General features: G+C 67.0%; 21 protein-coding genes. 17 read left to right on the forward strand and 4 right to left on the reverse strand.

Translation table 11 applies throughout. The annotated features are described in order from the left end of the window. Nucleotides 1–47: 47 nt before the first annotated feature. The 9 genes from ACGLHR_RS21915 (at nt 48) to ACGLHR_RS21955 (ending at nt 9,902) form a co-directional block, all read left to right on the forward strand. Nucleotides 48–1,064: a Nit6803 family nitrilase gene (locus ACGLHR_RS21915; protein WP_400096336.1), complete on the forward strand. Its 1,017-nt coding sequence runs from the start codon at nt 48–50 to the stop codon at nt 1,062–1,064. Beyond that, nucleotides 1,015–2,148, forward strand: coding sequence for an MSMEG_0568 family radical SAM protein (locus tag ACGLHR_RS21920; RefSeq protein WP_400096337.1), 1,134 nt, complete (start codon nt 1,015–1,017; stop codon nt 2,146–2,148). Before ACGLHR_RS21915 ends, ACGLHR_RS21920 begins: the two co-directional genes overlap by 50 nt. After that, nucleotides 2,145–2,708, forward strand: coding sequence for an MSMEG_0567/Sll0786 family nitrogen starvation N-acetyltransferase (locus ACGLHR_RS21925; RefSeq protein ID WP_400096338.1), 564 nt, complete (start codon nt 2,145–2,147; stop codon nt 2,706–2,708). Before ACGLHR_RS21920 ends, ACGLHR_RS21925 begins: the two co-directional genes overlap by 4 nt. Next, nucleotides 2,705–3,715: a sll0787 family AIR synthase-like protein gene (locus ACGLHR_RS21930; RefSeq protein WP_400096339.1), complete on the forward strand. Its 1,011-nt coding sequence runs from the start codon at nt 2,705–2,707 to the stop codon at nt 3,713–3,715. The genes ACGLHR_RS21925 and ACGLHR_RS21930 overlap by 4 nt, the downstream gene beginning before the upstream one ends. Before the next feature lie 9 nt (nt 3,716–3,724). Beyond that, nucleotides 3,725–4,012, forward strand: a complete 288-nt coding sequence (locus ACGLHR_RS21935; RefSeq protein WP_318235083.1) for an MSMEG_0570 family nitrogen starvation response protein — start codon at nt 3,725–3,727, stop codon at nt 4,010–4,012. A gap of 202 nt (nt 4,013–4,214) precedes the next feature. Continuing rightward, nucleotides 4,215–5,501, forward strand: a complete 1,287-nt coding sequence (locus ACGLHR_RS21940) for an MSMEG_0569 family flavin-dependent oxidoreductase (protein WP_400096340.1) — start codon at nt 4,215–4,217, stop codon at nt 5,499–5,501. Between the two features lies 1 nt (nt 5,502). Further along, a complete protein-coding gene (locus ACGLHR_RS21945; RefSeq protein ID WP_400096341.1) occupies nt 5,503–6,348 on the forward strand; it encodes a Pnap_2097 family protein in 846 nt (281 codons plus the stop codon). Beyond that, nucleotides 6,345–8,456, forward strand: a complete 2,112-nt coding sequence (gene scpA / locus ACGLHR_RS21950; protein WP_400096342.1) for a methylmalonyl-CoA mutase — start codon at nt 6,345–6,347, stop codon at nt 8,454–8,456. The genes ACGLHR_RS21945 and scpA overlap by 4 nt, the downstream gene beginning before the upstream one ends. A 60-nt stretch (nt 8,457–8,516) precedes the next feature. Next, on the forward strand, nt 8,517–9,902 hold the full coding sequence (locus ACGLHR_RS21955; RefSeq protein ID WP_400096343.1) for an MmgE/PrpD family protein: 1,386 nt from the start codon (nt 8,517–8,519) through the stop codon (nt 9,900–9,902). Between the two features lie 48 nt (nt 9,903–9,950). On the opposite strand, the gene ACGLHR_RS21960 is transcribed toward ACGLHR_RS21955, so the two are convergent. After that, nucleotides 9,951–10,754: an IclR family transcriptional regulator gene (locus tag ACGLHR_RS21960; RefSeq protein WP_400096344.1), complete on the reverse strand. Its 804-nt coding sequence runs from the start codon at nt 10,752–10,754 to the stop codon at nt 9,951–9,953. 246 nt (nt 10,755–11,000) lie between these two features. Between ACGLHR_RS21960 and ACGLHR_RS21965 the strand changes: the two genes are divergently transcribed. From ACGLHR_RS21965 to fumC, 8 genes are all read left to right on the forward strand, one after another. Then, nucleotides 11,001–12,464 carry an FAD-binding oxidoreductase gene (locus tag ACGLHR_RS21965; protein ID WP_400096345.1) on the forward strand — a complete coding sequence of 488 codons (1,464 nt, stop codon included), beginning with the start codon at nt 11,001–11,003 and terminating at the stop codon, nt 12,462–12,464. Between the two features lie 8 nt (nt 12,465–12,472). Further along, nucleotides 12,473–13,837, forward strand: coding sequence for an adenylosuccinate lyase (gene purB, locus ACGLHR_RS21970; RefSeq protein ID WP_400096346.1), 1,365 nt, complete (start codon nt 12,473–12,475; stop codon nt 13,835–13,837). Between the two features lie 45 nt (nt 13,838–13,882). Next, nucleotides 13,883–14,884, forward strand: a complete 1,002-nt coding sequence (locus ACGLHR_RS21975; RefSeq protein ID WP_400096347.1) for a Bug family tripartite tricarboxylate transporter substrate binding protein — start codon at nt 13,883–13,885, stop codon at nt 14,882–14,884. 55 nt (nt 14,885–14,939) lie between these two features. Further along, nucleotides 14,940–15,281, forward strand: a complete 342-nt coding sequence (locus ACGLHR_RS21980) for a carboxymuconolactone decarboxylase family protein (RefSeq protein ID WP_400096358.1) — start codon at nt 14,940–14,942, stop codon at nt 15,279–15,281. A gap of 9 nt (nt 15,282–15,290) precedes the next feature. Beyond that, nucleotides 15,291–16,163 (forward strand): sulfurtransferase, encoded by an 873-nt coding sequence (locus tag ACGLHR_RS21985; protein WP_400096348.1) that lies wholly within the window; start codon nt 15,291–15,293, stop codon nt 16,161–16,163. A 154-nt stretch (nt 16,164–16,317) separates the two neighbouring features. After that, entirely contained in the window at nt 16,318–17,322 is a 1,005-nt protein-coding gene (locus ACGLHR_RS21990) for a Bug family tripartite tricarboxylate transporter substrate binding protein (protein WP_400096349.1), read from the forward strand. Between the two features lie 174 nt (nt 17,323–17,496). Then, nucleotides 17,497–19,932: a molybdopterin guanine dinucleotide-containing S/N-oxide reductase gene (locus tag ACGLHR_RS21995; protein WP_400096350.1), complete on the forward strand. Its 2,436-nt coding sequence runs from the start codon at nt 17,497–17,499 to the stop codon at nt 19,930–19,932. A 384-nt stretch (nt 19,933–20,316) separates the two neighbouring features. Further along, nucleotides 20,317–21,720 (forward strand): class II fumarate hydratase, encoded by a 1,404-nt coding sequence (fumC, locus tag ACGLHR_RS22000; RefSeq protein ID WP_318235079.1) that lies wholly within the window; start codon nt 20,317–20,319, stop codon nt 21,718–21,720. 986 nt (nt 21,721–22,706) lie between these two features. Here fumC and ACGLHR_RS22005 read toward each other — a convergent pair. From ACGLHR_RS22005 to ACGLHR_RS22015, 3 genes are all read right to left on the reverse strand, one after another. Next, complete coding sequence (locus tag ACGLHR_RS22005) at nt 22,707–23,339, reverse strand: VTT domain-containing protein (protein ID WP_400096351.1); 633 nt, start codon at nt 23,337–23,339, stop codon at nt 22,707–22,709. A 45-nt stretch (nt 23,340–23,384) separates the two neighbouring features. Further along, nucleotides 23,385–23,798, reverse strand: a complete 414-nt coding sequence (locus ACGLHR_RS22010) for a hypothetical protein (RefSeq protein ID WP_400096359.1) — start codon at nt 23,796–23,798, stop codon at nt 23,385–23,387. Nucleotides 23,799–23,866: 68 nt separating this feature from the next. After that, the gene (locus ACGLHR_RS22015) at nt 23,867–24,649 is read right to left on the reverse strand and encodes a hypothetical protein (RefSeq protein ID WP_400096352.1); all 783 of its coding nucleotides are present in this window, start codon (nt 24,647–24,649) and stop codon (nt 23,867–23,869) included. Nucleotides 24,650–24,699: the final 50 nt, after the last annotated feature.

Consider the following 24,699-nt stretch of genomic DNA (forward strand, 5'->3'; position numbering starts at 1 on the left):
CGTTTCGGTTTAACGCTTCAACGCTTAGAAAAAAGGCGGGCATCACCATGTCACAGAAACGCATTGTGCGCGCGGCCGCGGTCCAGATCTCACCGGACCTCGAGCACGGCGAAGGCACCCTCGCCAAAGTCTGCGAGGCCATCGACCGCGCGGCGCGGGAAGGCGTGCAGCTGATCGTCTTCCCGGAAACCTTCCTGCCGTACTACCCGTACTTCTCCTTCGTACGGCCGCCCGTGCAATCCGGCAGCGACCACATGCGCCTGTACGAGCAGGCGGTGGTGGTGCCCGGCCCCGTCACCCATGCCGTGTCCGAGCGCGCGCACCGGCACGCCATGGTGGTGGTGCTCGGCGTCAACGAGCGCGACCACGGCAGCCTCTACAACACGCAGCTCATCTTCGATACCGACGGCCGCCTGGTGCTCAAGCGCCGCAAGATCACGCCGACCTTCCATGAACGCATGATCTGGGGCCAGGGCGACGCGGCCGGCCTGAAGGTGGCCGATACCACCATCGGCCGCGTGGGCGCGCTGGCTTGCTGGGAGCACTACAACCCGCTGGCCCGCTACGCGCTGATGACCCAGCACGAGGAAATCCATTGCAGCCAGTTTCCCGGCTCGCTGGTGGGGCCCATTTTTGCCGACCAGATCGAAGTCACCATTCGGCATCACGCGCTGGAATCCGGCTGCTTCGTGGTGAACGCCACCGGCTGGCTGACCGACGAGCAGATCGCCTCGGTGACCACCGACCCCGCCTTGCAAAAGGCGCTGCGCGGCGGCTGCAACACCGCCATCGTGTCGCCGGAGGGCCAGCACTTGGCGCCGCCGCTGCGCGAGGGCGAGGGCATGGTGATAGCGGATCTGGACATGTCGCTCATCACCAAGCGCAAGCGAATGATGGATTCGGTGGGGCACTACGCCCGGCCCGAATTGCTCAGCCTTGCCATCAACGACCGGCCGGCGGCGACAGCATCGCCCATGGCCACCGCATTCTCCAACTACCACGGGAGCACCCACCATGAACTCCAGCGAGATGACTTCGGCCTCGAGCCGGTTGTCGGTAACTGAACTTCGGACCGAGCTGCAATCGGTGGGGCTGCGCCTGCTCGACCCGGCGGCGGGCGCCGCCAGCCGGCGCGGCGGCGCGGGTCCGTCGGACCACAAGGCGGTGACCGTGGACGGCGTGACCATCATGGTGCCGGTGCATACCAACACCGCCTGGCATTCGCCGTACGTGGCGTCGTCGCCGGATGGCAAGGGCACCAGCGCGCTGATGCGCGGCACGATCCCGATTGCGAACATCAGCTTTCCGAAGGCGCCGCGCTTCTATGCCCTGCAGACGATGGACGGCGTGCCGTATTCGCACATCGCCACGCTGCACAGCGCGGACGTGCTGGCTACCACGGTGCTGCAAACCTGCATCCGCTACGAGAGCCGGCGCAAGACCTGCAAGTTCTGCGCGATCGGGCAATCGCTCGCGGCGGGGCGCACCATTGCGCGCAAGACACCGGAGCAACTGGCTGAAGTGGCGCGCGCCGCGGTGCTGCTGGACGGCGTCAAGCATATGGTGCTGACCACCGGCACGCCGCCCACGCCCGACCGTGGCGCCCGCATCCTTTGCGAAAGCGCGTTCGCGATCAAGGCCGCGGTGGACCTGCCAATCCAGGCGCAGTGCGAGCCACCGGACGACGACCGCTGGTTCGACCGCATGAAGGCCTCGGGTATCGACACGCTGGGCATGCACCTGGAAGTGGTCACGCCGGCCCTGCGTGAGCGGATCATGCCGGGCAAGGCGGCGGTGCCGATCAGCCGTTATATGGAAGCCTTCAAGGCCGCGGTTGCGGTGTTCGGCCGGGGGCAGGTGAGCACGTATATCCTCGCCGGCCTTGGTGACAGCGCTGAGACCATCCTGTCGATCTCGAAGGAACTGGTCGAGCTTGGCGTCTACCCCTTCGTGGTGCCCTTCGTGCCCATTACCGGCACGCCGCTGGAAGACCATCCGGCGCCGCCGCCGGCGTTCATGAAGTCCATCCTCAAGCCGCTCGGCGCCATGATCAGCGCGGCGGGCATGCGCTCGGCGGATATCAAGGCGGGTTGCGGCAAGTGCGGCGCTTGCTCCTCGCTGTCTTCGTATGAAGAGGTGGCGGCATGAGCGACGATCTCTGTGTGGAAGTGCCCGTGGCCACCACGTTCCGCATCCGCTGGGCCGGGGTGCAGTGGGAGGAGGAGCAGGCCATGGCGCTGCGCCGGGCGGTGTTCTGCCATGAGCAAGGCATCTTTGTTGGGGACGACCGCGACGAGATCGATGAGATGGACGAGATGGACGGCAGGGCGCAGTTGCTGGTGGCGGTGAAGTGCCAGGCGGGCGAGCCCGAGATGGTGGTCGGCACCGTGCGCATCCACGAAACCGAGCCTGGCGTGTGGTTTGGCTCCCGGCTTGCCGTGCACGTCGCGTACCGCAGCCACGGCAAGATCGGCGCGACGCTGATCAAGCTGGCGGTGAGCAGCGCGAACGGGCTGGGCTGCACCCGCTTCCTCGCCCACGTGCAGAGCCAGAATGTGCCGCTGTTCCGCCGCTTGCATTGGCATGTGCTGGCCGAGGAAACGTTGCTCGGCCGCCCGCACCACCTGATGCAGGCGGACCTGGACTTCTACCCGGCGTGCCTGACGCCGCGCGTCGGCTTGTCGACGCTGGGCAGGAGCGGGACATGAGCGTCGCGCAGATTGTGCAAAGCCTGCGCGCCAGCCGCGGCTTTGGCCACAAGACCGACATCGCCGGCGTGCTGTCGTCGCTGGGCAATGCGCTGCCGGGCGGCATGCGCGATCTCGGGCAGGCGGTGGCGGTGGGCGACGATTGCGCCGCCATTGCCGACCATGATGGCTACCTGCTGTTTGCGATCGAAGGCATGGTCCGGGATTTCATCGATGCCAAGCCGTGGTTCGCGGGCTATAGCGCGGTGATGGTCAATGTCAGCGACATCTATGCCATGGGTGGCCGGCCGCTGGCCGTGGTGGACGCCATTTGGAGCCACGGCGTGGCCGACGGCGCCGAAGTCCTCAAGGGCATGGCGGCGGCCTCCGCGGCCTATGGCGTGCCCATCGTTGGGGGGCACAGCAATGCCCGCAGTGATCACGCCCAGCTTGCGGTGGCCATTGTCGGTCGGGCGCGCCGATTGCTATCGAGCTTCGCTGCGCGGCCGGGCGACCGGCTGCTCATGGCGGTCGATTTGCGCGGCGCCTTTGCCGAGCCGTATCCATACTGGAACGCCTCCACCGAGGCGCCGCCCGCGCGGCTGCGGGCCGATCTCGAACTACTGCCCGCGCTGGCCGAGGACGGCCTGTGCGCCGCGGCCAAGGACATCAGCATGGCCGGCACGCTGGGCACGGCGCTGATGCTGCTGGAATGCTCCGGCGTGGGCGCGCGGATCGACCTGGACCGTATCCCGGCGCCCGCGGGCGTGCCCATGGAGCGCTGGCTTTCCGCGTTTCCCAGCTATGGCTTTCTGCTCGCCGTGCGGGAGGAGGACGTGGAGCGCGTTACCGCGCGCTTTGGCGCGCGGGACATTGCTTGCGCGCAGATCGGCGTGATCGACGATTCGCGTCGGGTCATGGTCGGCGCGGGCGGGGAGAGCGCTTTGCTGTGGGATTTCGCGCACGACGCCTTCATCGTTCCGCGGGCTGAGTGTCCAGCGCGGGACGCCACCCACATCGATGCCTGAGGAGCCTTCATGCCAGTCACCCATTTCCGCATACGTTGGCCCGACCAGAGCGAGGCCACCTGTTACTCCCCGTCTTCGGTGATCACGGAGTTCTTTGTCCCGGGGCAGGACTACACGCTGGACGAGTTCCTGGAGATCGCCAGGCGCGCGCTGGGCAGCGCCTCGGAGCGCGTCAGGGCCAAGTATGGCTATGCCTGCTCTTCTGCCATGGACCAGCTTGAACAGATCGAGACAAGCGCCGCGCGTTTTTGCGCGCAGCCGGACGCCACGGTGCGCGTGCTTGGCTTTGGGCGGTAGGTACTTTCGCACCACTGGTTTGCTCCCCTCTCCCACGCAGTGGGAGAGGGGCCGGGGGAGAGGGTGGGCGCTAGCTCGGAGTGAGAGCCTTCGCCGCTGCCACCGCCCGCCCTCTCCCCCGCCCCTCTCCCGCAAACGGGAGAGGGGAGACAACATTTAGCACTTGGCCGACCCTCACACAGCATTCAAAGAAGGACCCAACATGTCTACCACCCTCAACGAAACCCAGGCCACCGGCACCGCTCCCAAGCACTACAGCGTCATCGTCGTCGGCGGCGGCCAGGCTGGCTTGTCCATGAGCTACTACCTCAAGCAGGCCGGCATCGATCATCTCGTGATCGAGAAGCACACCGTCACCCACACCTGGCGCAGCCAGCGCTGGGATGCCTTCTGCCTGGTCACGCCGAACTGGCAGTGCGCCTTGCCCGGCTATCCCTACCAGGGCAACGACCCGCACGGCTTCATGAAGAAGGATGAGATCACCGCGTACCTCGACGGCTTTATCCGCATGGTGAACGCCCCGGTGCTGGAGCACACCGAGGTCCGGCGCGTGAAACCGCTGGAGCAGGGCGGCTATCTTGTCGCTACCTCGCAGGGCGACTTCACAGCCGGGCAGGTGGTGGTGGCCTCCGGCGGCTATCACACGCCGATCGTGCCGCGCATGGCCGAGCGCCTGCCGGCCAGCATCCGGCAGATCCAGTCCTCCGAGTACCGTAGCGCGCAAGCCTTGCCCGAAGGCGGCGTGCTGGTGGTGGGCTCCGGCCAGTCCGGCGCGCAGATCGCGGAAGACCTGCACCTGGCGGGCCGCAAGGTGTTCCTGGCCGTTGGCCAGGCGCCGCGCTGCGCGCGCTTCTACCGTGGCCGGGATGTAGTGGACTGGCTGGCCGACATGCAGTACTACGACATGCCGGTGCAGGAGCATCCGCTGCGCGAAGGCGTGCGCGACAACACCAATCACTACGTGACCGGCCGCGATGGCGGGCGCGACATCGACCTGCGCAAGTTCGCCACCGAAGGCATGGAGCTGTTCGGCGCGCTGGAAGATTTCCATGACGGCAAGCTGCGCTTCACGCCGAACCTGAAAGCCAACCTCGACGATGCGGACGACACCTACAACCGCATCAACGCCAGCATCGACAAGTTCATCGACAAGCACGGCATTGCCGCGCCCACCGCCAGCACCTATGTGCCGGTATGGACGCCGGGCGAGGAGCGCTGGGCACTCGACGTGGAGCAGGCGGGCATCGGCGCCATCGTCTGGTGCATCGGGTTCCGCCCGGATTTCAGCTGGCTGGAGGCGCCGGTGTTCAACGGGCGCGGCTATCCCGGCCACGTGCGTGGCGTGACAGCGCAGGACGGCCTGTACTTCCTCGGCCTGCCGTGGCTGCACACCTGGGGCTCCGGGCGCTTTTCGGGCATTGCGCGCGATGCCGGGTACCTGGCGGCCGTAGTCAGCGAGAAGCTTGGCGCGCAAGCCCTGGCAGCCTGACATGTTTCGCGCTAGCACAAGCTATGTCGCCGGCATGCCGAACCTGTCCTATACCGGCCTGTCGGAGAACTGGCTGCTCAAGGCTTGCGGCGACCTGCACTGGCAGGGGCTGGCGGCGCTGTCCGGGCAGGCGCTGCCGGCGTTCCGCGACGCGCAGGGCAACAAGGCTTACGCCGCGTTCACCGCGATCCGGCTGCGGGAGGCCTCGCTGGAAGCGCTTGGCGAGAACGCCGGCTTCTCGGTGAACACGCAGTTGATGCGGGTGGCCGGCGCGCGCCACTTCAGCACGCATGCGCTGAGGCTCGATGGCGATGGGGGTGGCTCAGGTGCAAGACGTGCCGAGGTATCGATGATGTCCACCTTCATCCGCCGTGAGCGCGAACGCGACAATCGTTCGGTGGTCAGGGCTGCTTTCAACATGCCGGCGGACGGGCCGCCACCCGCTGCGGCGGCGGAGATGGGCGCGCTCGCCAAGCGCTTCCGGGCGGGCGACTGGACCACCCATCTTGGCCTGGAGCAGGCACGGCACCTTGGCCGCCACATGGCCGAATACCTGCCTTGCCCCTATACCGACTTCAACGGCGCGGACCTGCTCTACTTCGCCAACTTCCAGGCCATCGTCGACCGCGCCGAATGGCAATGGCAGCGTTTCGACGAGCCGCCGGTGATTGCGGGGCGCGACCTGTTCTTCCACGGCAACGTCAATCTTGGCGAAGCGCTGGAACTGTCGTTCTCCGCCGTGGAGATCGGGCAGGGCGGACTAGCCCATTGGTGCGAGGTCCGGCGCGGCAGCGACGGCGAGAAGATCGCCGATGTGGTGACACGCAAGCGGTGGAGAGTGCGATGAGCGCAGCTGATGGAAGGGGACTGGCGCTCAAGCCCGTCTATACCGCTGCTGACCTGGATGGGTTGCAGCACCTGGGCACGCTGCCCGGCGAGGCGCCGTTCGTGCGCGGGCCGCATCGCTCCATGTACGCGGGCAAGCCGTGGACCATCCGGCAGTACGCGGGCTTTGCCGACGCCACCGCCTCCAACCTGGCATTCCGGCAGGCGCTGGCGCAGGGGGCGCAGGGTTTGTCGGTCGCGTTCGACCTGCCGACCCATCGTGGCTACGACTCCGATCATCCGCTGGCGCAGGCGGACGTTGGCATGGCCGGCGTGGCGATCGATTCCGTCGAGGACATGAAGCGCTTGTTCGATGGCATCGCACTGGACCGCGTCTCCGTCTCCATGACCATGAGTGGGGCCGTCCTGCCGGTGCTGGCCGCGTTCCTGGTGACGGCCGAGGAAGCCGGCGTCCCGCTCGAGCAACTCAGCGGGACGATCCAGAACGACATCCTCAAGGAGTACATGGTCCGCAACACCTGGATCTTCGCGCCCGGGCCGTCGATGCGGATCTGCGCGGATGTGGTGGCTTACCTGTCGCGGCATGTGCCGAGATTCAACGGCATGTCGATTTCCGGCTACCACTTCCAGGAAGCCGGGGCGGACCCGGTGCTGGAACTGGCGCTGACGCTGGCCAACGGGCAAGAATACGTCAGGCACATCGGCGAGCGCGGGCTGGATGTGGACGCATTCTGCGCGCGCCTGAGCTTCTTCTTCGGCGTGGGCAAGGATTTCTTCATCGAGATCGCCAAGCTGCGCGCCGCCCGGCTGCTGTGGTGCGAGATCGTTCGCGGGCTCGGGGGCACCACGGATCGCGCCACCACGCTGCGCACGCACTGCCAGACTTCGGGATGGTCGCTGACGGCAAAGCAGCCGGACAACAACATCGTGCGGACCACGGTGGAAGCCATGGCCGCGGTGTTCGGCGGCACGCAGTCGCTGCACACCAACGCCTACGACGAAGCCCTGGCCCTGCCCAGTGTCCATTCCGCCAGGCTGGCGCGCGATACCCAGCTGATCCTGCAGCACGAGATGGGCCTGTGCGGCGTGGCCGACCCGTGGGCCGGCTCCTACATGATGGAGTCGCTGACCGCGCAGATGGCGCAAGAGGTGCGCGCGGTGATGGCCGAGATTGCCGCTGCTGGTGGCGTGCTGGCCGCAATCGAGTCGGGCTGGGTGCATGAGCGCATTCATCGCGCCGCCGTGGCCACGCAGGCGGACATCGACGAAGGCAGGCGCGTTATCGTCGGCGTCAACCGCTACCAGGCGGCGGCCGACGAGGCGCCATCCTGCCGGGAGATCGACGGGCGGCAGGTCCGGGCACAGCAGGGCGAGCGCCTGGCCAGCCTGCGGGCAAGCCGCGACCACGCAGCCGTATCCCGTGCGCTGCGCGCGCTGACTGACGCGGCGCGCAGCGGCGAGGAAAACCTGCTGGCCCTGACCATGAACGCCATCCGCTGCCGCGCGACCATTGGCGAGTGCACGCAGGCGCTGGAGCCAGTGTGGCCGCGCCATGCGATGGCGCCTCGCTACGCCCGCCAAGCCTACGGCGTGGCCCTGCACGACAGCCCGGCCTGGGAAGCGGCCCGCGAGCAGGTCCATGCGCTGGCGGCGCGCCTTGGCAGGCCGCCGCGCATCCTGATTGCCAAGCTCGGGCAGGACGGCCATGACCGCGGCGCCAGGGCCGTGGCCGCGGCGCTCTCCGATGCCGGGTTCGCGGTCACGCTGGGGCCGCTGTTCCAGTCGCCGGAAGACGCTGCGGCGATGGCCGTGCACGGGCGGGTTGACGCGGTGGGTGCATCGTCCCTGGCGGGCGCCCACCTGGCGTTGCTGCCTCGCCTCATCGATGGCCTGCGCGCTCGCCGGCTGGAAGCGTTGGTCTTCGCGGGCGGCGTGATTCCCGCCAGCCACGCCCGGCGGCTGCGCGGCCAGGGGGTGAGCGCGATCTTCGGGCCGGGTGTCACCATGGCGGCCATCGTCATGGAGATCGCAGGCGCGTTGCTGGGGGATGCGGGCAAGGCAATCGTGAACTCAAGGCGGCACGGTCAACCAATGGTTGGACAGAAATAGTCATGGCAAACGCCGATGGTTTTATATAATGAAACATCTTTCATTGAATGAAATCATCATATGCAGAATCTTGCGGAGACGAAACTGGCGGAGCACGTGGCCGCCATGCAACATCGACCCCTGGCGCAGCCCACCCGGGACCGCCTCGCCCAGGCCTTGCTCGACTGGTTCACGGCCGGCTGGTCGGCGAGCCCGATGCCGCAGGCGGCGACCATGCGCACGCTGGCGCGGGATTGCATGCCCGGCGAGGAGGGTCCCGCCGCGGTGTTTGGCGGGCGCGGCATGACGCCACTGGGTGCGGCGTTTGCCAACGCCGGCATTGCCCATCTACGCGAAATCGACGATGCGCATCGCGCGGCCATGCTGCATCCGGGCGTGATCGCCATCTCGCCGGTGCTGGCGCTGGCCGTCGCGCAGGGCCTGAGCCAGCGTCGCGTGGCCGATGCCATCGTGGCCGGCTATGAGGTTTCATTGCGCGTGGGGGAGGCGCTCGGCACCCGGCACGCGGCCAACTTCCATGCGACGGCGACGGCCGGCGCCGTGGGGGCTGCGGCGGCGGCCGGTGTGGCGTTGGGGCTGACGCCCGTTCAGTTGCATCACGCCATGGGGATCGGCGCCACGCAGGCGGCCGGTCTCTGGCAACTGGTCGACGACGACGCGCACGAATCCAAGTCGCTCCATCCGGCCTTTGCGGTGCGCAACGGCATTTACGCGGCGTTCGCCGCGCGCGCCGGGTTGCCCGGCGCCCGAGCCTTCATGACGGGCAAGCGCGGCCTCTATGCGCTGATGGCCGGCGACGGGCCGCTGCAGGCGCTGGACGGCGAGCTGGACGCGCCGGAGCGCATCAACACGGCCACCATCAAGGCCTGGCCTTGCTGCGCGCAACTCTTCACGCCGCTGGACGCGACCCGCGCGCTGATGGCCGCGCATGCCTTCACCCCCGAGGAGATCGTGTCGGTCGACGTGACGATCTTTCCCCACGCGCTCAAGATCGCCGGGGTGATATGGCCCGCCAAGCCCGCCGAAACCTGTTTCAGCCTGCGCTACGTTGTTGCCACGCTCTTGCTCAAAGGCAGCTTGGGCATCGAGGACATGGAAGCGCCCGAGCTGGACTCACCGGCGCTGCTCGCGCTTGCTGAGAAGATCAAGGTCGCGACCGACGACGAGTTCCAGCTTGCCTTCCCGCGCAAGCGGCCGGCCAGGGTCACCATTGCGCTACGCGACGGCCGGCGCGTCAGCGCGCTGCGTGAATTGCGGCGCGGCGATCCGGAAGACCCGTTCGACTGGGCCGCCCTGCAGGCCCGGATGCGCGCCTTCGCACCTGCCATGGACGACCCCACAGCCGCCGGCATTGCCGGCTGGTGCGCAGGCTTCGCCGATGCGGATGGGGACCAGGCGGCTTGCACCGTGCCGCCGGCGTTGTTCGGCGCGGCCGCACCGGGCTAAGCTGCGCGCACTCGCCCCTGGCGCGTGCAGTATGGCGCGCAGAGCCGTTCAGTGGGTGGCGGAAGGTTTGGTGTTGAAGCCCTGCTGCGCCAACTCGCGGCGCACCACGTCGACAGCCCTCAACTGGGCTTGCTCGTTGTGGCGCGAAGCGAGCCCGATGACTACCAGCGCGCCCAGGAAGGTGCCGTCGCTTTCGAACACCGGTAGCGCCACCGAGGCCATTTCGGCCACGCGCTCGGAACGCGTCATCGCGTAGCCCCTTTCATGGATGTCCTTCGCCTGCGGCGTGTCGTCGCCGGTGAAGGCCTTCAACACGTGCGCCGAGGAGCCGCCGTCGGCCAGCCGGATGCGCGTGCCGACCTCCACATGATGGCGCACCTCCTTCGATGTGTTCTCGCGGAACAGACAGACGCGCTCGTTGCCGCTGCGCACATAGAAGGCCACCGTTTCGCCGGTTTCCCGCATGGTGTTGTGCAACACCGGCTGCATGCGCGTGCCGAGATCGAAGGTGCTGCGGTAGAGCATGCCCATATGCAGCAGGGCCGGTCCAGGCGCATAGCTGCCGCTGTCGAAGCGGTGAACCATGCGCGCACGCATCAGCACGCCGAGCAGGCGCAGCAGCGTGGCCTTGTCCAGCCCGGTGCATTCGGCAAGCTCGCGCAGCGACAGGCGCAAGCGCTCTTCGCTGAAGCATTCGAGGATCGCGATGCCGCGCTCCAGCACGCCAGCCGGCGGCTTGGGCCCGGTTGAAACGGCGTCGTCGTGTCCGCTATCGGCGTCGCCACCTGGCTCGGCCGTGGCAGTGGCCGCGGCCTTGGCGCCCGCGGACGTCTTGGTGCGTGAGGTCTTCATCTTTTCGGCGTGTGTCGTCCACGAAATCCACGCTTGACACGGGTTTCGTGACTCTCTATAGTTTTATTCATTAAAACACATTTCATTCAATGAAACAACAAGGCGCGGTGAGGCAAGGCGCTGGCCCGAGCGGTTTGGCCATGCCGGAAGGCAATCGACCTTGCCCCCGCCGGAGACTATTGTCGCTGATCGCAAGCCGAGCCCCCCAAGGCAGGCGCAGCGGCACTTACCTGAGGCTTCAAGTCCATGCAATCCGGAAGTGATCCTTTTATCGCTGTGCTGTCCAGCATCGTCGGCGCTGCCAACGTCCTCACGCGGGAGGAAGACGTGGCGCGCTACGTCTCGGACTGGCGGCGCAACTATCCGGGTGCCGCGCGCGCCGTGGTGCGCCCGGCCAGCACCGGCGAGGTCGCTCGTGTGGTGGCGGCGTGCGGCGCGCACGGCGTGCCGCTGGTGCCGCAGGGCGGCAATACCGGGCTGGTCGGCGGATCCACCCCCGATGCCTCGCGCACGGAAGTGGTCTTGAGCCTGGGCCGCATGACCGCAGTGCGCGGCGTCGATCCGCTCAACAACACCATGACGCTGGAAGCCGGCTGCACCGTGCTGGCGGCGCAGGAAGCCGCCGCCGCGCAGGGCCGGCTGTTCCCGCTGTCGCTGGCCTCTGAAGGCAGCGCCACCGTGGGCGGCGTCTTGTCGACCAATGCCGGCGGCGAGCAGGTGCTGCGCTATGGCAATACGCGCGAGCTGACCCTTGGCGTTGAAGTGGTGCTGGCAGACGGCCAGGTGCTCGACAGCCTGGCGGGCCTGCGCAAGGACAATACCGGCTACGACCTCAAGCAGCTCTTCATCGGCAGCGAGGGCACGCTGGGCGTGGTGACGGCCGTCACCTTCAAGCTGTTCCCGCCGCCCCGTACTGTCATCACCACCTGGATGGCGGTGCGCGATCCGCAAGCCGCAGTGGAGATGCTAAGCCGCCTGACCGGCGCCGTGGGCGAGCGGGTCACCGCCTTCGAGCTGATCGGCCGCGAGGCGCTGTCCCAGGTGCTCGCGCACCCGCTGGCGGGCATGCGCGACCCGCTGCCGGACAACTATGCCTGGGCGGTGCTCTTCGATGTGTCCGAGACCTCGCCGCGGCTCGATCCGCGCCCGGCGGTGGAAGACATACTGGGCGAGGCCATGGAAGACGGCCTGGTTGCCGACGCCGTGATCGCCGCGTCCGAGCGCCAGGCCCACGAACTGTGGGCACTGCGCGACCACGTGCCCGAAGCCCAACGCCTGTGCGGGCCGTCGATCAAGCACGACATCTGCGTGGCAACCTCGCTGATTCCCGTCTTTATTGCCGAAGCCGGGGCCGCGCTGGAGCAGGCGATGCCCGGCATCCGCCTGGTGTGCTTCGGCCATGTGGGCGACGGCAACCTCCACTACAACCAGAGCAAGCCCGCCGAATTGGCCGACGATGCCTTCCGTGCGCGCGAGGACGATGTGCACGAGGTGGTCCACGCCGTGGTCGCGCGCTTGCGTGGCTCGATTTCTGCCGAGCACGGCATTGGTCGCCTCAAGCAAGCCGCGCTGCTGCAGTACAAGTCGCCGGTGGCGCTCGACCTGATGGCGCGCGTCAAGACCGCGCTGGATCCTCTGAACACCTTCAACCCCGGGCGCGTGCTGCCGCGCGAGCGCGTGTCCCCGGCCACGTCTTCCTCTCACCGCTAGGACTTCCCATGCCCGTTTCCGTATTCGATATGCAATCGCTCCAGCATCTGTGGGGCACCGACGAACTGCGCGCCATCTTCTCCGAGGACAACCGCGTGCAGAAGTGGCTGGACTTCGAGGCCGCGCTGGCCGCCGCGCAGGCGGAGCTTGGCATCATTCCGGAGGCAGCCGCCAGGGATATCGCCGCGCAGGCAAGGATCGAGAACATCGACCTGGCGCAGATGTCCGCCGAGATCCGCCGCATCAAGCATTCGCTGGTGCCCGCGCTCAAGCAGCTGCAGGCGCGCTGCTCGCGCGAGAATGGCGAGTGGGTACATTTCGGCGCTACCACGCAGGACGTGGTCGACACCGGCGTGGCGCTGCAGCTCAAGGAGTTCCATGCGGTGGTGATGCGTGACATGAAGGCAGTCGGCACCGAACTGTCGCGGCTGGCCGGCGCCCACCGCGATACGCCCATGGCGGGCCGCACGCATGGCGTGCAGGCGCTGCCGATCACCTTTGGCCACAAGTGCGCGATCTGGCTCGACGAACTCGGCCGCCATCACCAGCGCCTGAAGGAATGCGAAGCGCGCGTGCTGGTGGGCATGGTGGCTGGCGCGGTTGGCAGCCAGGCGTCGCTCGGCGAGCAGGCGGCGGAAGTCGAACGCCGCACGCTGGCCAAGCTCGGCCTCGGCACACCGGCGATCAGCTGGGCCCCGGCGCGCGACCGTTTCACCGAATACGCGCTGCTGCTGGCCATGATCGGCTCCACGCTGTCGAAGATCGGTAACGAGCTGTTCAATATGCAGCGCAACGAATTCTCCGAAGTGGAAGAGGCCTTCTCCGAGGGCAAGCTGGGTTCCTCCACCATGCCGCACAAGCGCAACCCCACCTCGGCCGAGAACCTGGCGGGCCTGTCGCGGCCACTGCGCTACAGCGCCGCCATGATGCTCGAAGGCATGGTGCAGGAAGGCGAGCGCGACGGCATCGCCTGGAAGATGGAATGGAAGGCGCTGCCGGAGTGCTGCATGATCGCCGGCGCCATGCTGTTCCAGGCCAGGAACCTGCTGGCCGGCCTGCGCGTGGATGCCGCCAGCATGGCCACCAACCTCGATCGCATGCGCGGCTACCTGCTATCCGAGCACGTCATGATCGAGCTTGGCGCCCGCGTGGGCAAGCAGACCGCGCACGAGTGGATCTACGAAGCGTCGATGCACGGCATCAGCCACAAGCTCGACTTTGCCGAGGCCATGCGCGGCCACAAGCACCTGGCCGAAGTGCTCGGCGAAGCCGAAATCGTGCGCCTCACCGACCCGGCCGGCTACCTGGGGCAGTGCGCGGCCTCGGTCGACCGCGTGATCGCACAGCAGCAAAACGGCTGGCTCGGCCACTGAGCCGGCACGGCACGCATCCCATAACAGATGGAGGCGACAGACACCATGGCAAGTTCTTTTCCTGGCGCGCTCGGGCTGCGCCGCGCGGCGCTGGCCCTGCTGCTCGGCGCCGCGGCCTTCGCGCAAACCGTGCAAACGGCGCAGGCTGCCTATCCCGACCAGCCCATCAAGCTGGTGGTCGGCTTTCCGCCGGGCGGTGGCGGCGATCTCTACGGCCGCCTGATCGCCAACGCCATGAGCAAGTCGCTGGGGCAGACCGTGGTAGTGGAGAACCGGGCCGGCGCGGGCGGCAATATCGCCGCCGACGTGGTCGCCAAGTCCAGGCCGGACGGCTACACCATCCTGCTGGCGATGAGCGGCAACCTGGCCGTATCTCCCGCGCTGAAGCCGTCCACGCTGCCTTACAAGGTGCCGGACGACTTCACGCCGATCGGGCTGATCCTCGAGGCGCCGCACGGCCTGTTCGTGGCCAGCAATTCGAAGTTTCCCGATGCCAGGACGGTACTGGCCACCGCGAGGAAGCGCACGCTCAGCTTTGCCTCCACTGGCACCGGCGCCGCCGCGCATATCGGCATGGAGATGGTCAAGCAGCGCGCCGGCGTCGACATGCTGCACGTGCCCTACAAGGGCTCCGGCCCCGCCATCACGGACCTGATCGGCGGCCAGGTCGACATGTTCTTCGCCACGGCGTCGCCGCTGATGGGACAGGTCAGGCAGGGCCAGTTGCGCGTGCTCGCGCTGACCGGCGCGCAGCGCAGCCCCGCGCTGCCCGAGGTGCCCACCTTCAAGGAGCTCGGCGTCGACGTGGTGGTGACGCAGTGGTACGGCCTGGCCGCGCCGGCGGGCACGCCGCAGGCCGTGGTGAAGACGCTGTCCGATCATCTTTCCCGCGCGCTGGAGCAGCCGGACGTGCAGCAGGCCATCCGCAAGGACGCGGCCATGGAGCGCAACCTGCCGCTGGATGCTTTTCGCCGCTACATCGTCGAAGACATCGCGCGCTACAAGAGCGCCGCCACGCCCGAACTGCTCACGCAGATCGCTCAATAACGCATTGCCGATCCCCTGCTTGTCTCGAAAATGGATGTCGATAAAGGATGCCACCATGCTGCAGAACTGGACTGAAACGCTCTCCAACAACCGCAAGGCCGCCGGCCAGCTGGCGGCGCACAACCCGCAGGTGCTGACAGCCTTCCGCGCACTGAACGAAGCGCAGGGCGCCACCGGCACGCTGGACGCCAAGACCCGCGAACTGATCGCGCTGGCGGTCGCCGTCACCACCCGCTGCGACGGCTGCATAGCCGCTCACGCGGCGGCAGCGCGCAAGGCCGGCGTCACGGAGGCGGAACTGGCCGAGGCGCTGGGCACCGCCATCGCGCTGAACGCGGGCGCCGCCTACGTCTACTCCCTGCGCGCGATGGACGCGCTGGATACTTTCAAGGAATAAGCAGACCGCATGCCCATGACCTACCAGACCCTGATTTCCGCCGATGCCCTGGCGCGCGACCTCGACGGCGCGCAGCCAGGCTCCCTGCTGGTGCTCGACTGCAGCTTCGAGTTGACCGATGCGCAGGCCGGCCGGCGCGCCTACGACGCCGGTCATATTCCAGGGGCCCGCTACGTGCACCTGGAAGACACGCTGAGCGCGCCAAAGAACGGCCGCAACGGCCGCCATCCGCTTCCCGCGCCAGAAGCCTTCGTGCGTGTGCTGGGGGCCCTCGGTGCCGGCGACCAGACGCAGGTGGTGGCCTACGACAACGCCGGCGGCATGTACGCTGCGCGCCTGTGGTGGATGCTGCGCTGGATCGGCCACAGCGCCGTGGCCGTCCTGGACGGTGGCCTGGCCGCGTGGAACGCGGCGGGCCTGTCCCTCACCGGCGAAGCGCCGCCGCCGCCAGTGGCCGGCACCCTGAGCCTGCGTGCGCCGCTGGCCGGCACTGTCTCCTACGAGACGCTGTGCGCCAACCTGGACAGCGGCGAACGGCTGGTGCTCGACGCGCGCGCGCCGGACCGCTTCCGCGGCGAGAACGAGACCATGGATCCCGTCGGCGGCCATATTCCCGGCGCGCGCAACCGGCTGTTCCGCGACAACCTCGACGCCAACGGCAACTTCAAGCCCGCCGCCAGGCTGCGCGAGGAATTCCTGGCGCTGGTGGACGGACGCCAGCCCGCCGAACTCGTCAGCCAGTGCGGTTCGGGCGTGACCGCTTGCCACAACCTGCTGGCGCTGGAGATCGCGGGCTTGCCCGGCGCCGTGCTTTACCCCGGCTCGTGGAGTGAATGGTGCGCCCAGCCCGGCGCGCGTATCGCCACAGGCGCGGCCGCTTGAGGCGATTGGCCCCCTCGCGCGGCAGGCATGGCGCTGCCGATAGCCGGGCCGGCCGCGCGCCGCCAAATCCCGCATCCGGACCCGCTTACCGACGATAGATCGCACCGGCCGGATGCTGCCAGACAAGACCGACATCGTGAGGAGGCAACCCAAGATGCATCGCCCTGATTCCCTGTTTCGCCGCGTCAGCCGCCATGCCGCGAGCGTGGCAGCGTGCTGCGCCGTGGCCGCCGTGCTGGGCACCCTTGGCACCGGCAGCGCCCTGGCCGCGTATCCCGACCAGCCGATCCGCCTGGTGATCGGCTTTCCGCCCGGCGGGGGCGGCGACCTATACGGCCGCACGCTGGCCAACGAACTGTCCCGCCAGATCGGCCAGACGGTAGTGGTGGACAACAAGCCCGGCGCCGGCGGCAATATCGCCGCCGAAAGCGTGGCGCGTGCCAAGCCCGACGGCTACACGCTGCTGCTGGCGATGAGCGGCAACCTGGGCAGCGCGCCGGCCATCCGCGCCAACCTGCCTTACCGTGCGCCAGAGGATTTCGTGCTGATCAGCCAACTGGTGGAAACGCCGTTCGGCCTGCTGGTGAGCGCCAATTCCAGGTTCAAGACGATCCAGGACTATGTGGCGCAGGCGCGCAAGGGCAAGACCACCTATGCGTCCACCGGTACCGGTGGCGCGGCGCAGATCACCATGGAAATGGTCAAGCAGCAGGCCAATCTCGACATCCTGCATATCCCGTACAAAGGCTCGGGGCCAGCCGTGACCGATCTGATCGGTGGCCAGGTTGACAGCCTGTTCGCGCCCTATACCCCGCTGATGGGCCAGATCTCCGCCGGCAAGCTGCGCCTGTTGGCGATCAGCGCGGCCAAGCGCATTCCCGCGATGCCGGATGTGCCGACGCTCAAGGAGTCCGGCATCGACGTGACGATGACGCAGTGGTACGGCCTGGCCGCGCCTGCGGGCACGCCCAAGGAGGTGGTCGACACGCTGGCGCGGCATGTCAAGGCCGCGCTCCAGCAGCCGGACTTGCTGCGCGTCTACCGCGCCGACGGCGCGCAGGAGTCCACGCTCAGCGGCGACGCGTTCCGCAAGTTCGTCGTGGGCGACATCGCCAGGTATCGCCGCGCGGTCGAACGCGGCCACCTGACGGCGGAGTAGGGCGCCCATGGACCGGGTTCTCGCCGGCGCCTGCCGCTTCGGCCCCGACCATGCGTGGATCGACAGCAAGGACTACCTCGTCGCTCGCGATCGGCGAGTATGTGGCTTCGCTGGTTGCCTGAGCAAGCCGTACGCTGAATCCTGTCATCCCGCCACCGCATGAGCCCAAAAACGATGTTCGAGCCTCTTTCCGCTTCCAGCACCGCGCCTGGTTCCGATCCTCGCCCCGCCATGCGCCCGCACAGCGCGCATTGGGGCGTCTTCTCCGCGGGCTGGCAGGATGGCGCCCTGGTGGTACGGCCGCATCCGGACGACCCCGATCCCAATCCGCTGATCGGCAACTTCACCAATGCGTTGCGCCATCCCGCGCGGGTGACCACGCCGATGGTAAGGCGTGGCTGGCTGGAGCGTGGTCCCGGGCCCGATCCCCTGCGCGGCCTCGACACCTTCGTGCCGATGCCGTGGGACGAAGTGCTGGACCGGCTCGCTGCCGAACTGCAGCGCGTCAAGCAGCGGCATGGCGCCCAGGCGGTGTTCGGCGGCTCTTACGGCTGGTCCAGCGCCGGCCGCTTTCATCATGCACAGAGCCAGGTGCACCGTTTCCTCAATACCTCGCTGGGCGGCTACGTGCGCTCGGTGAACAGCTACAGCGCGGGCGCCTCCGCGGTGATCCTGCCGCATATCCTCGGCAGCATGGACGACGTGGCCCGGCGCAACGTGACCTGGGAACAGATCGTCGAGCATACCGACGTGGTGCTGGCCTTCGGCGGCATGGCACTGAAGAATTCGCGCGTGGCGAGCGGCGGCATCAGCCGGCATATCGAGCGGGACTCGATGCGCGAGGCCGCGGCGCGCGGCTGCCGCTTCGTCTCGGTCAGCCCGCTGCGCACCGACTTTCCGCCCGAAGCCAAGGCCGATTGGCTCGCGGCCAGGCCCGGCACCGATACGGCCCTGATGCTGGGCCTGCTGCACGAACTGGTGAGCAGCGGCCTGCACGACCGCGACTTTCTCGCCCGCTATTGCGAAGGCTGGCCGGAATTCGAGGACTACCTGATGGGCCGCGCCGACGGCACGCCGAAAACCGCCGCCTGGGCCGCCAGCATTTGCGGCCTGCCCGAGGGCGCCATCGCCGAACTGGCGGCGGCTTTGCCCGGCAAGCGCGTGCTGGTGGTGGTGGCCCACTCGCTGCAGCGCGCCGAGCACGGCGAGCAACCGGTATGGATGGCCGCCGTACTGGCCGCGGCACTCGGCCAGCTTGGCCTGCCTGGCGGTGGCTACAACTACGCGCTGGGTACGCTGGCGCACTACGGCAAGCGGACCAATGCCGTGCCGGTGGCCGCGCTGCCCCAGGGCACCAACGGCGTGAAGGATTTCATCCCGGTCGCTCGCATTGCCGACATGCTGCTGCATCCCGGCGAAGCGTTCGACTACAACGGCCAGCGCCGCACCTACCCGCATATCCGGCTGGCCTACTGGGCCGGCGGCAATCCCTTCCACCATCATCAGGACCTGAACCGCCTGCGCGAGGCGTTCCGCGGGCTCGACACTTTCATCGTCCATGAGATTGCCTGGACCGCCACCGCGCGGCATGCTGACATCGTGCTGCCCTGCACACTGACCTTGGAGCGCGAAGATATCGGCGCGGCGCCGACCGATCCGCTGATGGTTGCCATGCACCGCATCGCCGAGCCGCACGGCCTCGCGCGCGACGACTACGACATCTTCGCCGACCTCGCCGGGCGCCTGGGCACGCGCGAAGCCTTCACCGAAGGCCGCACCAGCGCCCAATGGCTGCGCCACCTCTATGAGCGGACCCGTGTCGCTTTGGCCGACAAGGGGCTCGAAGCACCGGATTTCGATACGTTCTGGGAGCGCGGCGAGTTGCTGCTGCCGCAGCAGGCTGACGACGGCGGCATTCTGCGCGCTTTCCGCGACGACCCGTTGGCTCATCCGTTGCCCACGCCAAGTGGTAAGGTCCAGCTCACCTCTCGCACGATTGCCGGCTTTGGCTACGCCGACTGTCCCGGTCATCCAGCATGGCTGCCCGCCACCGACGGCCCGACCGCGGCGCATCCACTCACGCTGATTGCCAACCAGCCGGCCACCAGGCTGCACAGCCAGCTCGACTTCGGCGCGCACAGCGCCAGCCAGAAGCGCGGGGCGCGCGAAGTGTGCTGTCTCAACCCGCAAGATGCCGCCGCGCGCGGCATCGCGGACGGTGATCTGGTGCGGCTCTACAACGCACGCGGCGCCTGCCTGGCCAGCGCGGCGCTGTCCGATGCCGTGATGGCCGGTGTCATCCAGTTGCCGACTGGTGCCTGGTACGATCCGGCCATCGATGCGCAAGGCCGCTCAATGTGCGCGCACGGCAACCCCAACGTACTGACGCGCGACAAGGGCACCTCGTCGCTGGCGCAAGGCTGTTCCGGCCAGCTTACTGCCGTGCAGGTGGAACGTTTCGACGAAACGCCGCCACCGATGCGCGCTTTCGAGCCGCCGGAGGGCGGGGTGGCAATGGTTGAGCCGCGGAACATGAGAGGTGTGGCGCTTGCGGGCATCGCTACCACCGTCGAACGCTACGCCGATCGAAACGGAACGTCATTGCCATAGCCCAAACCATGTGCTATGCGACGTCAACACCTCAAATTAACCCCTACCGCGAACCCCCTTCATTTCGTCGGGATTGATTGCCCATGGCCGGCGCCTGGGCTATCGTTCGTCTTGGCTCGAAGCGGCGGCGGGAACGCATGCGGCAGGGCTGTCCCCACAAAAGGAAAACGGAGAGACCGTATCGTCCTCCCGTGCTACAGCGCGCCACAGCGCACTACAGCGCACAACTGCGAAAATCAGCGCAGGTCACGCCCTGGCCGCCACCAGCGCAGGTGGTCCATGGACAAGATAGCGCTGGCGTTTTATTCCGGCTCGGTGATGGGTGCCTCCAGATTGCCCCGCACCGGGCAATCCTTGACGTAGTTTGTTTGGAGAGTGTCTTCCATGCCCGCATTCCGTTCCGAAACCGATTCGATGGGCGCCATCGATGTGCCCGCAGATCGCTACTGGGGCGCGCAGACGCAGCGTTCCACCATCAATTTCCCGATCGGGGTCAGCCGCTTCCGCTGGCAGCGGCCGGTGATTCGCGCGCTGGGCATCCTCAAGCGCGCGGCGGCCGAGGCCAATGCGGAGCTTGGCGAATTGCCGCCCGACATCGGCCGGCTGATCGTGCAGGCGGCCGACGAGGTCATTTCCGGCAAGCTGGACGACCACTTCCCGCTGGTGGTGTTCCAGACCGGGTCCGGCACGCAATCGAACATGAACGCCAACGAGGTGATCTCCAACCGGGCCATCGAGATTGCCGGCGGGGAGCTCGGCAGCAAGAAGCCGGTGCATTCGAACGATCACGTGAACCGCGGCCAAAGCTCCAACGACACGTTCCCCACCGCCATGCACATCGCCGTGGTCGAGCAGATCCATACCAAGCTGCTGCCGGCGGTGGGCGCCTTGCGCGACACGCTGGCCGCCAAGGCACAGGCGTACCAGGGCATCGTCAAGACGGGCCGCACCCACCTGCAGGACGCCACGCCCATCACCCTTGGCCAGGAAATCAGTGCCTGGGTGGCGCAGATCGATTTCGGGCTGAATGCCGTCAAGACGGCTGAGCCGGGCTTGCTGGAACTGGCCATCGGCGGCACGGCGGTCGGCACCGGGCTGAATGCGCATCCGCAGTTCGGCGCGCGCGCGGCGGCCTATATTGCCGCGCTGACCGGCCATCCGTTTGTCGATGCGCCGAACAAATTCTTCGCGCTCTCCGCGCACGATGCGCTGGTGCAAACCTCCGCCGCGCTGCGCACGCTCTCCGGCGGCCTGATGAAGATGGCCAACGACGTGCGCTGGCTGGCCTCCGGCCCGCGCTGCGGCATCGGCGAGCTCAACATCCCGGAGAACGAGCCGGGCTCGTCGATCATGCCGGGCAAGGTCAACCCGACCCAGTGCGAGGCCATGACCATGGTGTGCGCGCAGGTGTTCGGCAACGATGCCACGGTGGCCTTTGCCGGCAGCCAGGGCAATTTCCAGCTCAACGTGTACAAGCCGGTGATGGTCCACAACGTGCTGGAAAGCATCGAGCTGATCGCGGACGCCTGCCTGGCCTTCAACGACCACTGCGCGCTTGGCATCGAGCCGAACCTGCCGAAGATCGCGGAGAACCTCGACAAGAACCTGATGCTGGTGACCGCGCTGAACCGCCATATCGGCTACGACAAGGCGGCGGCGATTGCCAAGAAGGCGCACAAGGAAGGGCTGACGCTGAAGGCCGCTGCGCTGGCGCTGGGTTATCTCACCGAGGACGAGTACGCGCGCTGGATCGTGCCCATCGAGATGACGCATCCGAATAAGGATTGAGCCGCTGGTTTGGCTTTTGGTTTGGTTTTTGGTTTGGCTTTTGGTTTGGCTGTAGTGGCCCCGCTGACGCGGGAGGGTCTCTTGTGGGCGGGGTTTTATTGCTTCTAGCTGCAGATGCAGAATAGGGTGAGTGGGCGGTGTTTTAGCGCTTCTAGCTGCTGTCGCGGCTGTACGGTGTTGGCCGTTTTGGAACGTGTGAGATGTCACTTTTCTTTACTCGCCCGTAAAGAAAAGTAACCAAAAGAAAGCGATCCTTGCAGGAGGCTGGCTTGTCGGGGTTGCGCAGCCCGGCGGTTTCGTCGTCAGGCCCTGGGTTTTAATGGACTCATGCCGTTACCGGTTCAAAGGGTCGCGATCCTGTGAATGACACTGGTTTCGTGGTGAGGCCCCCGGTAGTGGCATCCCTGCTCATTCACCCATCTGCCGGTACCGGTGCGAAGCACCACGATATATCACGCCGTGATGGTTTCGTGGTGGGGTAGGCGCGGTGGTGAGTCCCTCAAAACTATTCCGGCGGTGCCACCGCGCCCACGACGAAAACGGGACGCATGCAACTTCGTGGCCGCCCGCGCCGCGAGCGACAGACGGCTTGAAATTCGTGGTGGTGGCTACCGGTGGGGGCCACCACGAAACCCTGGGCATTGGCCGCGTCGTGATGATCTAAACTGGTAACGGCACGAGGTCATTAAAACCCGGGGGCTGACGACGAAACCATTGGGCTGCGCAACCCCGACAAGCCAGCCTCCTGCAAGGATCGCTTTCTTTTGGTTACTTTTCTTTACGAGTAAAGAAAAGTGACATCTCACACGTTCTAAAACGGCAACACCGCCCAGCCGCGACAGCAGCTAGAAGCAATAAAACCCCGCCCACAAGAGACACCCCCGCGTCAGCGGGCCACAAGCAATACACATCGCACACTTCCCCCCAACCTACAATTCCCGCTCCAAGCTCAACAGACTTTGCGAACGAATCAGCGGAACGGGACACTAGCTCCCGGCGCGCACAGTGCCGCGCCGGAGCTGGAACGCCACCGGCAGCAGGGAAACGGCAATGATGGCCACGGTCAGCCAGCTCATATGCCCGCGCACCCACTCGATCCCGCCCAGCCAGAACCCGGCCAGCAGCAGGCCGGAGCACCACAGGGCCGCACCCAGCAGGTTGTAGAGCGTAAAGCGCCGCGGGCACATGCCGCCAAGGCCTGCCAGGAAGGGCGCCACGCTTCGCACGATGGGCACAAAGCGCGCCACCGTGATCGTGGAGCCGCCATAGCGGTCGAAATACGCCCGTGTCTTTTCGAGGTGGCGCGGCTTGATCCAGGCTTTGCGGATGAGGAACTGGCCCACCGCGGAACGCCCGATCATGTAGTTGACGCCGTCGCCCAGCACCGCCGCAAGCCCGATCAGGGCAATGGCCGGCAGCGGCGGGATGCCGTTGATGCCAAGGAACGCGCCCGTCGCGAACAGCAGGGAGTCCCCGGGCAGGAAGGGCAGCACGACCATGCCCGTTTCCAGGGATACGATGGCGGCGACGATCAGCAAGCCATAGACCCAGTTATGCGCCATCGTCGACATGATCTGCTGGTCGCTGGTGATCCAGCTCAGTAGTCCCGTTGACAACATAGATGAGATCCTCCTCAATCCAGCATGCGTGCCACCGGTGGCACCTTACTGCTTGCCACTCACCTGGTCGATCGTCCTGATCAGGTCCGCCAGCGATTTCTTGCAATCCGCTGCATTCGGCGTGCCGGCCCTGAGCGCCTCCAGCGCGCGATCGATCGCCTTGTCGACCACGTGCCAGTCGGCTGCCGCACGCGGCTTCAGGCCCGCTTCGGCGGAGTCCCAGGAAACCTCCAGGTCCTTGATGCGCTTCTTCGCGCCGGCAAGGTCGCCCTTGTCGACGATCGATGCCGTATCCGCCGCGATCGCGCGGAACGCGCTCAAGTCGCCCAGCTTTGACGGGGTTGCGGCTTCGGCCGCAGGGATCAGGCTCGTGGAAGAAAAGACGGCATAGCCCGGCAAGCATGCCGCGAGCGCCAGCAGTCCAATGGAGAAGGGACGGGTGATAAAGGTTCTGCGCATGGTGGTCTCCTGCTGTACGGAAGGGGTGGATGCGGTGAAGAGGGCAACGGCGCTGCCATCGGTGCCGTTCATGGCGCCGTTGCCGTTCCCAAAACCTGGTTTGCATTGCGCTGGGCAACCGCGACCAGTGCGACGATGACAGCCAGGAAGATGCCGCTGGTCAGCGCCGCGCCAAAGCCAAGGCCGCCATAGGTCCGCGCCTGGGACAACAGGTCGCCAAGCGATGCGCCCAGCGGGCGCGTCAGGATATAGGCGATCCAGAAGGTCAGCACGGCGTTGACGCCGAAGTAGAACGCCGCCACGGCGAGGGCAATGAGGGCGCCGAACACAAGGGTGCCTAGCTGGAATCCCAGGCCCAGGGCTTCGGTGGCCAGGTCGCCCGCAGCGGTGCCGAGGGCAAAGGTGCAAAGAATCGCGGCCCAGTATAAGAGCTCGCGGCGGCGTGAGCAGATCGTGCGGATGGAGAGCGTGCCTTCGCTCCGGTACCAGAACGCGAAAATCCCCGCCAGCATGACGGCGAAGACGGCCGTGCTCAGATACAGGCTCACGCCCAGGCCATCGGTGAGCGCATCGGTGATCTGCGTGCCGACGATGCTGACCAGCACCACGGTCAGCCAGTACATCCAGGGAACATAGCGATGCACCCGGACCTGCGCGAACAGTGCGATGGCCAGCAAGGCGCCCATGGCGCAGCCGGTGACGGCCTGGCCCAGCCCCGCGTTGACCGCGAGAAAATCGGCGCCGGTTTCGCCGACCGTGGTCGACAGGATCTTGATGATCCAGAAGCCCACGGTGACTTCGGGCACTTTGTTGAGCCAGGCTGGCATCGCCTGGTGGGACAGCGTGTTCATGGCGTGCTCCAGGTGTGCTATGCGCTGGGGGGGGGGGCGGTTTGGCCCTG

This window comes from Cupriavidus sp. CuC1 (assembly GCF_044627735.1).
GTDB classification, from domain to species: Bacteria; Pseudomonadota; Gammaproteobacteria; order Burkholderiales; family Burkholderiaceae; genus Cupriavidus; species Cupriavidus ulmosensis.

What these genes read in the sequence shown, in the direction of transcription:
- ACGLHR_RS21915 (WP_400096336.1), top strand. Translation starts at nt 48, where the DNA reads ATGTCACAGAAACGCATTGTGCGCGCGGCCGCGGTCCAGATCTCACCG.
- ACGLHR_RS21920 (WP_400096337.1), top strand. Translation starts at nt 1,015, where the DNA reads ATGAACTCCAGCGAGATGACTTCGGCCTCGAGCCGGTTGTCGGTAACT.
- ACGLHR_RS21925 (WP_400096338.1), top strand. Translation starts at nt 2,145, where the DNA reads ATGAGCGACGATCTCTGTGTGGAAGTGCCCGTGGCCACCACGTTCCGC.
- ACGLHR_RS21930 (WP_400096339.1), top strand. Translation starts at nt 2,705, where the DNA reads ATGAGCGTCGCGCAGATTGTGCAAAGCCTGCGCGCCAGCCGCGGCTTT.
- ACGLHR_RS21935 (WP_318235083.1), top strand. Translation starts at nt 3,725, where the DNA reads ATGCCAGTCACCCATTTCCGCATACGTTGGCCCGACCAGAGCGAGGCC.
- ACGLHR_RS21940 (WP_400096340.1), top strand. Translation starts at nt 4,215, where the DNA reads ATGTCTACCACCCTCAACGAAACCCAGGCCACCGGCACCGCTCCCAAG.
- ACGLHR_RS21945 (WP_400096341.1), top strand. Translation starts at nt 5,503, where the DNA reads ATGTTTCGCGCTAGCACAAGCTATGTCGCCGGCATGCCGAACCTGTCC.
- scpA (WP_400096342.1), top strand. Translation starts at nt 6,345, where the DNA reads ATGAGCGCAGCTGATGGAAGGGGACTGGCGCTCAAGCCCGTCTATACC.
- ACGLHR_RS21955 (WP_400096343.1), top strand. Translation starts at nt 8,517, where the DNA reads ATGCAGAATCTTGCGGAGACGAAACTGGCGGAGCACGTGGCCGCCATG.
- ACGLHR_RS21960 (WP_400096344.1), bottom strand. Translation starts at nt 10,754, where the DNA reads ATGAAGACCTCACGCACCAAGACGTCCGCGGGCGCCAAGGCCGCGGCC.
- ACGLHR_RS21965 (WP_400096345.1), top strand. Translation starts at nt 11,001, where the DNA reads ATGCAATCCGGAAGTGATCCTTTTATCGCTGTGCTGTCCAGCATCGTC.
- purB (WP_400096346.1), top strand. Translation starts at nt 12,473, where the DNA reads ATGCCCGTTTCCGTATTCGATATGCAATCGCTCCAGCATCTGTGGGGC.
- ACGLHR_RS21975 (WP_400096347.1), top strand. Translation starts at nt 13,883, where the DNA reads ATGGCAAGTTCTTTTCCTGGCGCGCTCGGGCTGCGCCGCGCGGCGCTG.
- ACGLHR_RS21980 (WP_400096358.1), top strand. Translation starts at nt 14,940, where the DNA reads ATGCTGCAGAACTGGACTGAAACGCTCTCCAACAACCGCAAGGCCGCC.
- ACGLHR_RS21985 (WP_400096348.1), top strand. Translation starts at nt 15,291, where the DNA reads ATGCCCATGACCTACCAGACCCTGATTTCCGCCGATGCCCTGGCGCGC.
- ACGLHR_RS21990 (WP_400096349.1), top strand. Translation starts at nt 16,318, where the DNA reads ATGCATCGCCCTGATTCCCTGTTTCGCCGCGTCAGCCGCCATGCCGCG.
- ACGLHR_RS21995 (WP_400096350.1), top strand. Translation starts at nt 17,497, where the DNA reads ATGTTCGAGCCTCTTTCCGCTTCCAGCACCGCGCCTGGTTCCGATCCT.
- fumC (WP_318235079.1), top strand. Translation starts at nt 20,317, where the DNA reads ATGCCCGCATTCCGTTCCGAAACCGATTCGATGGGCGCCATCGATGTG.
- ACGLHR_RS22005 (WP_400096351.1), bottom strand. Translation starts at nt 23,339, where the DNA reads ATGTTGTCAACGGGACTACTGAGCTGGATCACCAGCGACCAGCAGATC.
- ACGLHR_RS22010 (WP_400096359.1), bottom strand. Translation starts at nt 23,798, where the DNA reads ATGCGCAGAACCTTTATCACCCGTCCCTTCTCCATTGGACTGCTGGCG.
- ACGLHR_RS22015 (WP_400096352.1), bottom strand. Translation starts at nt 24,649, where the DNA reads ATGAACACGCTGTCCCACCAGGCGATGCCAGCCTGGCTCAACAAAGTG.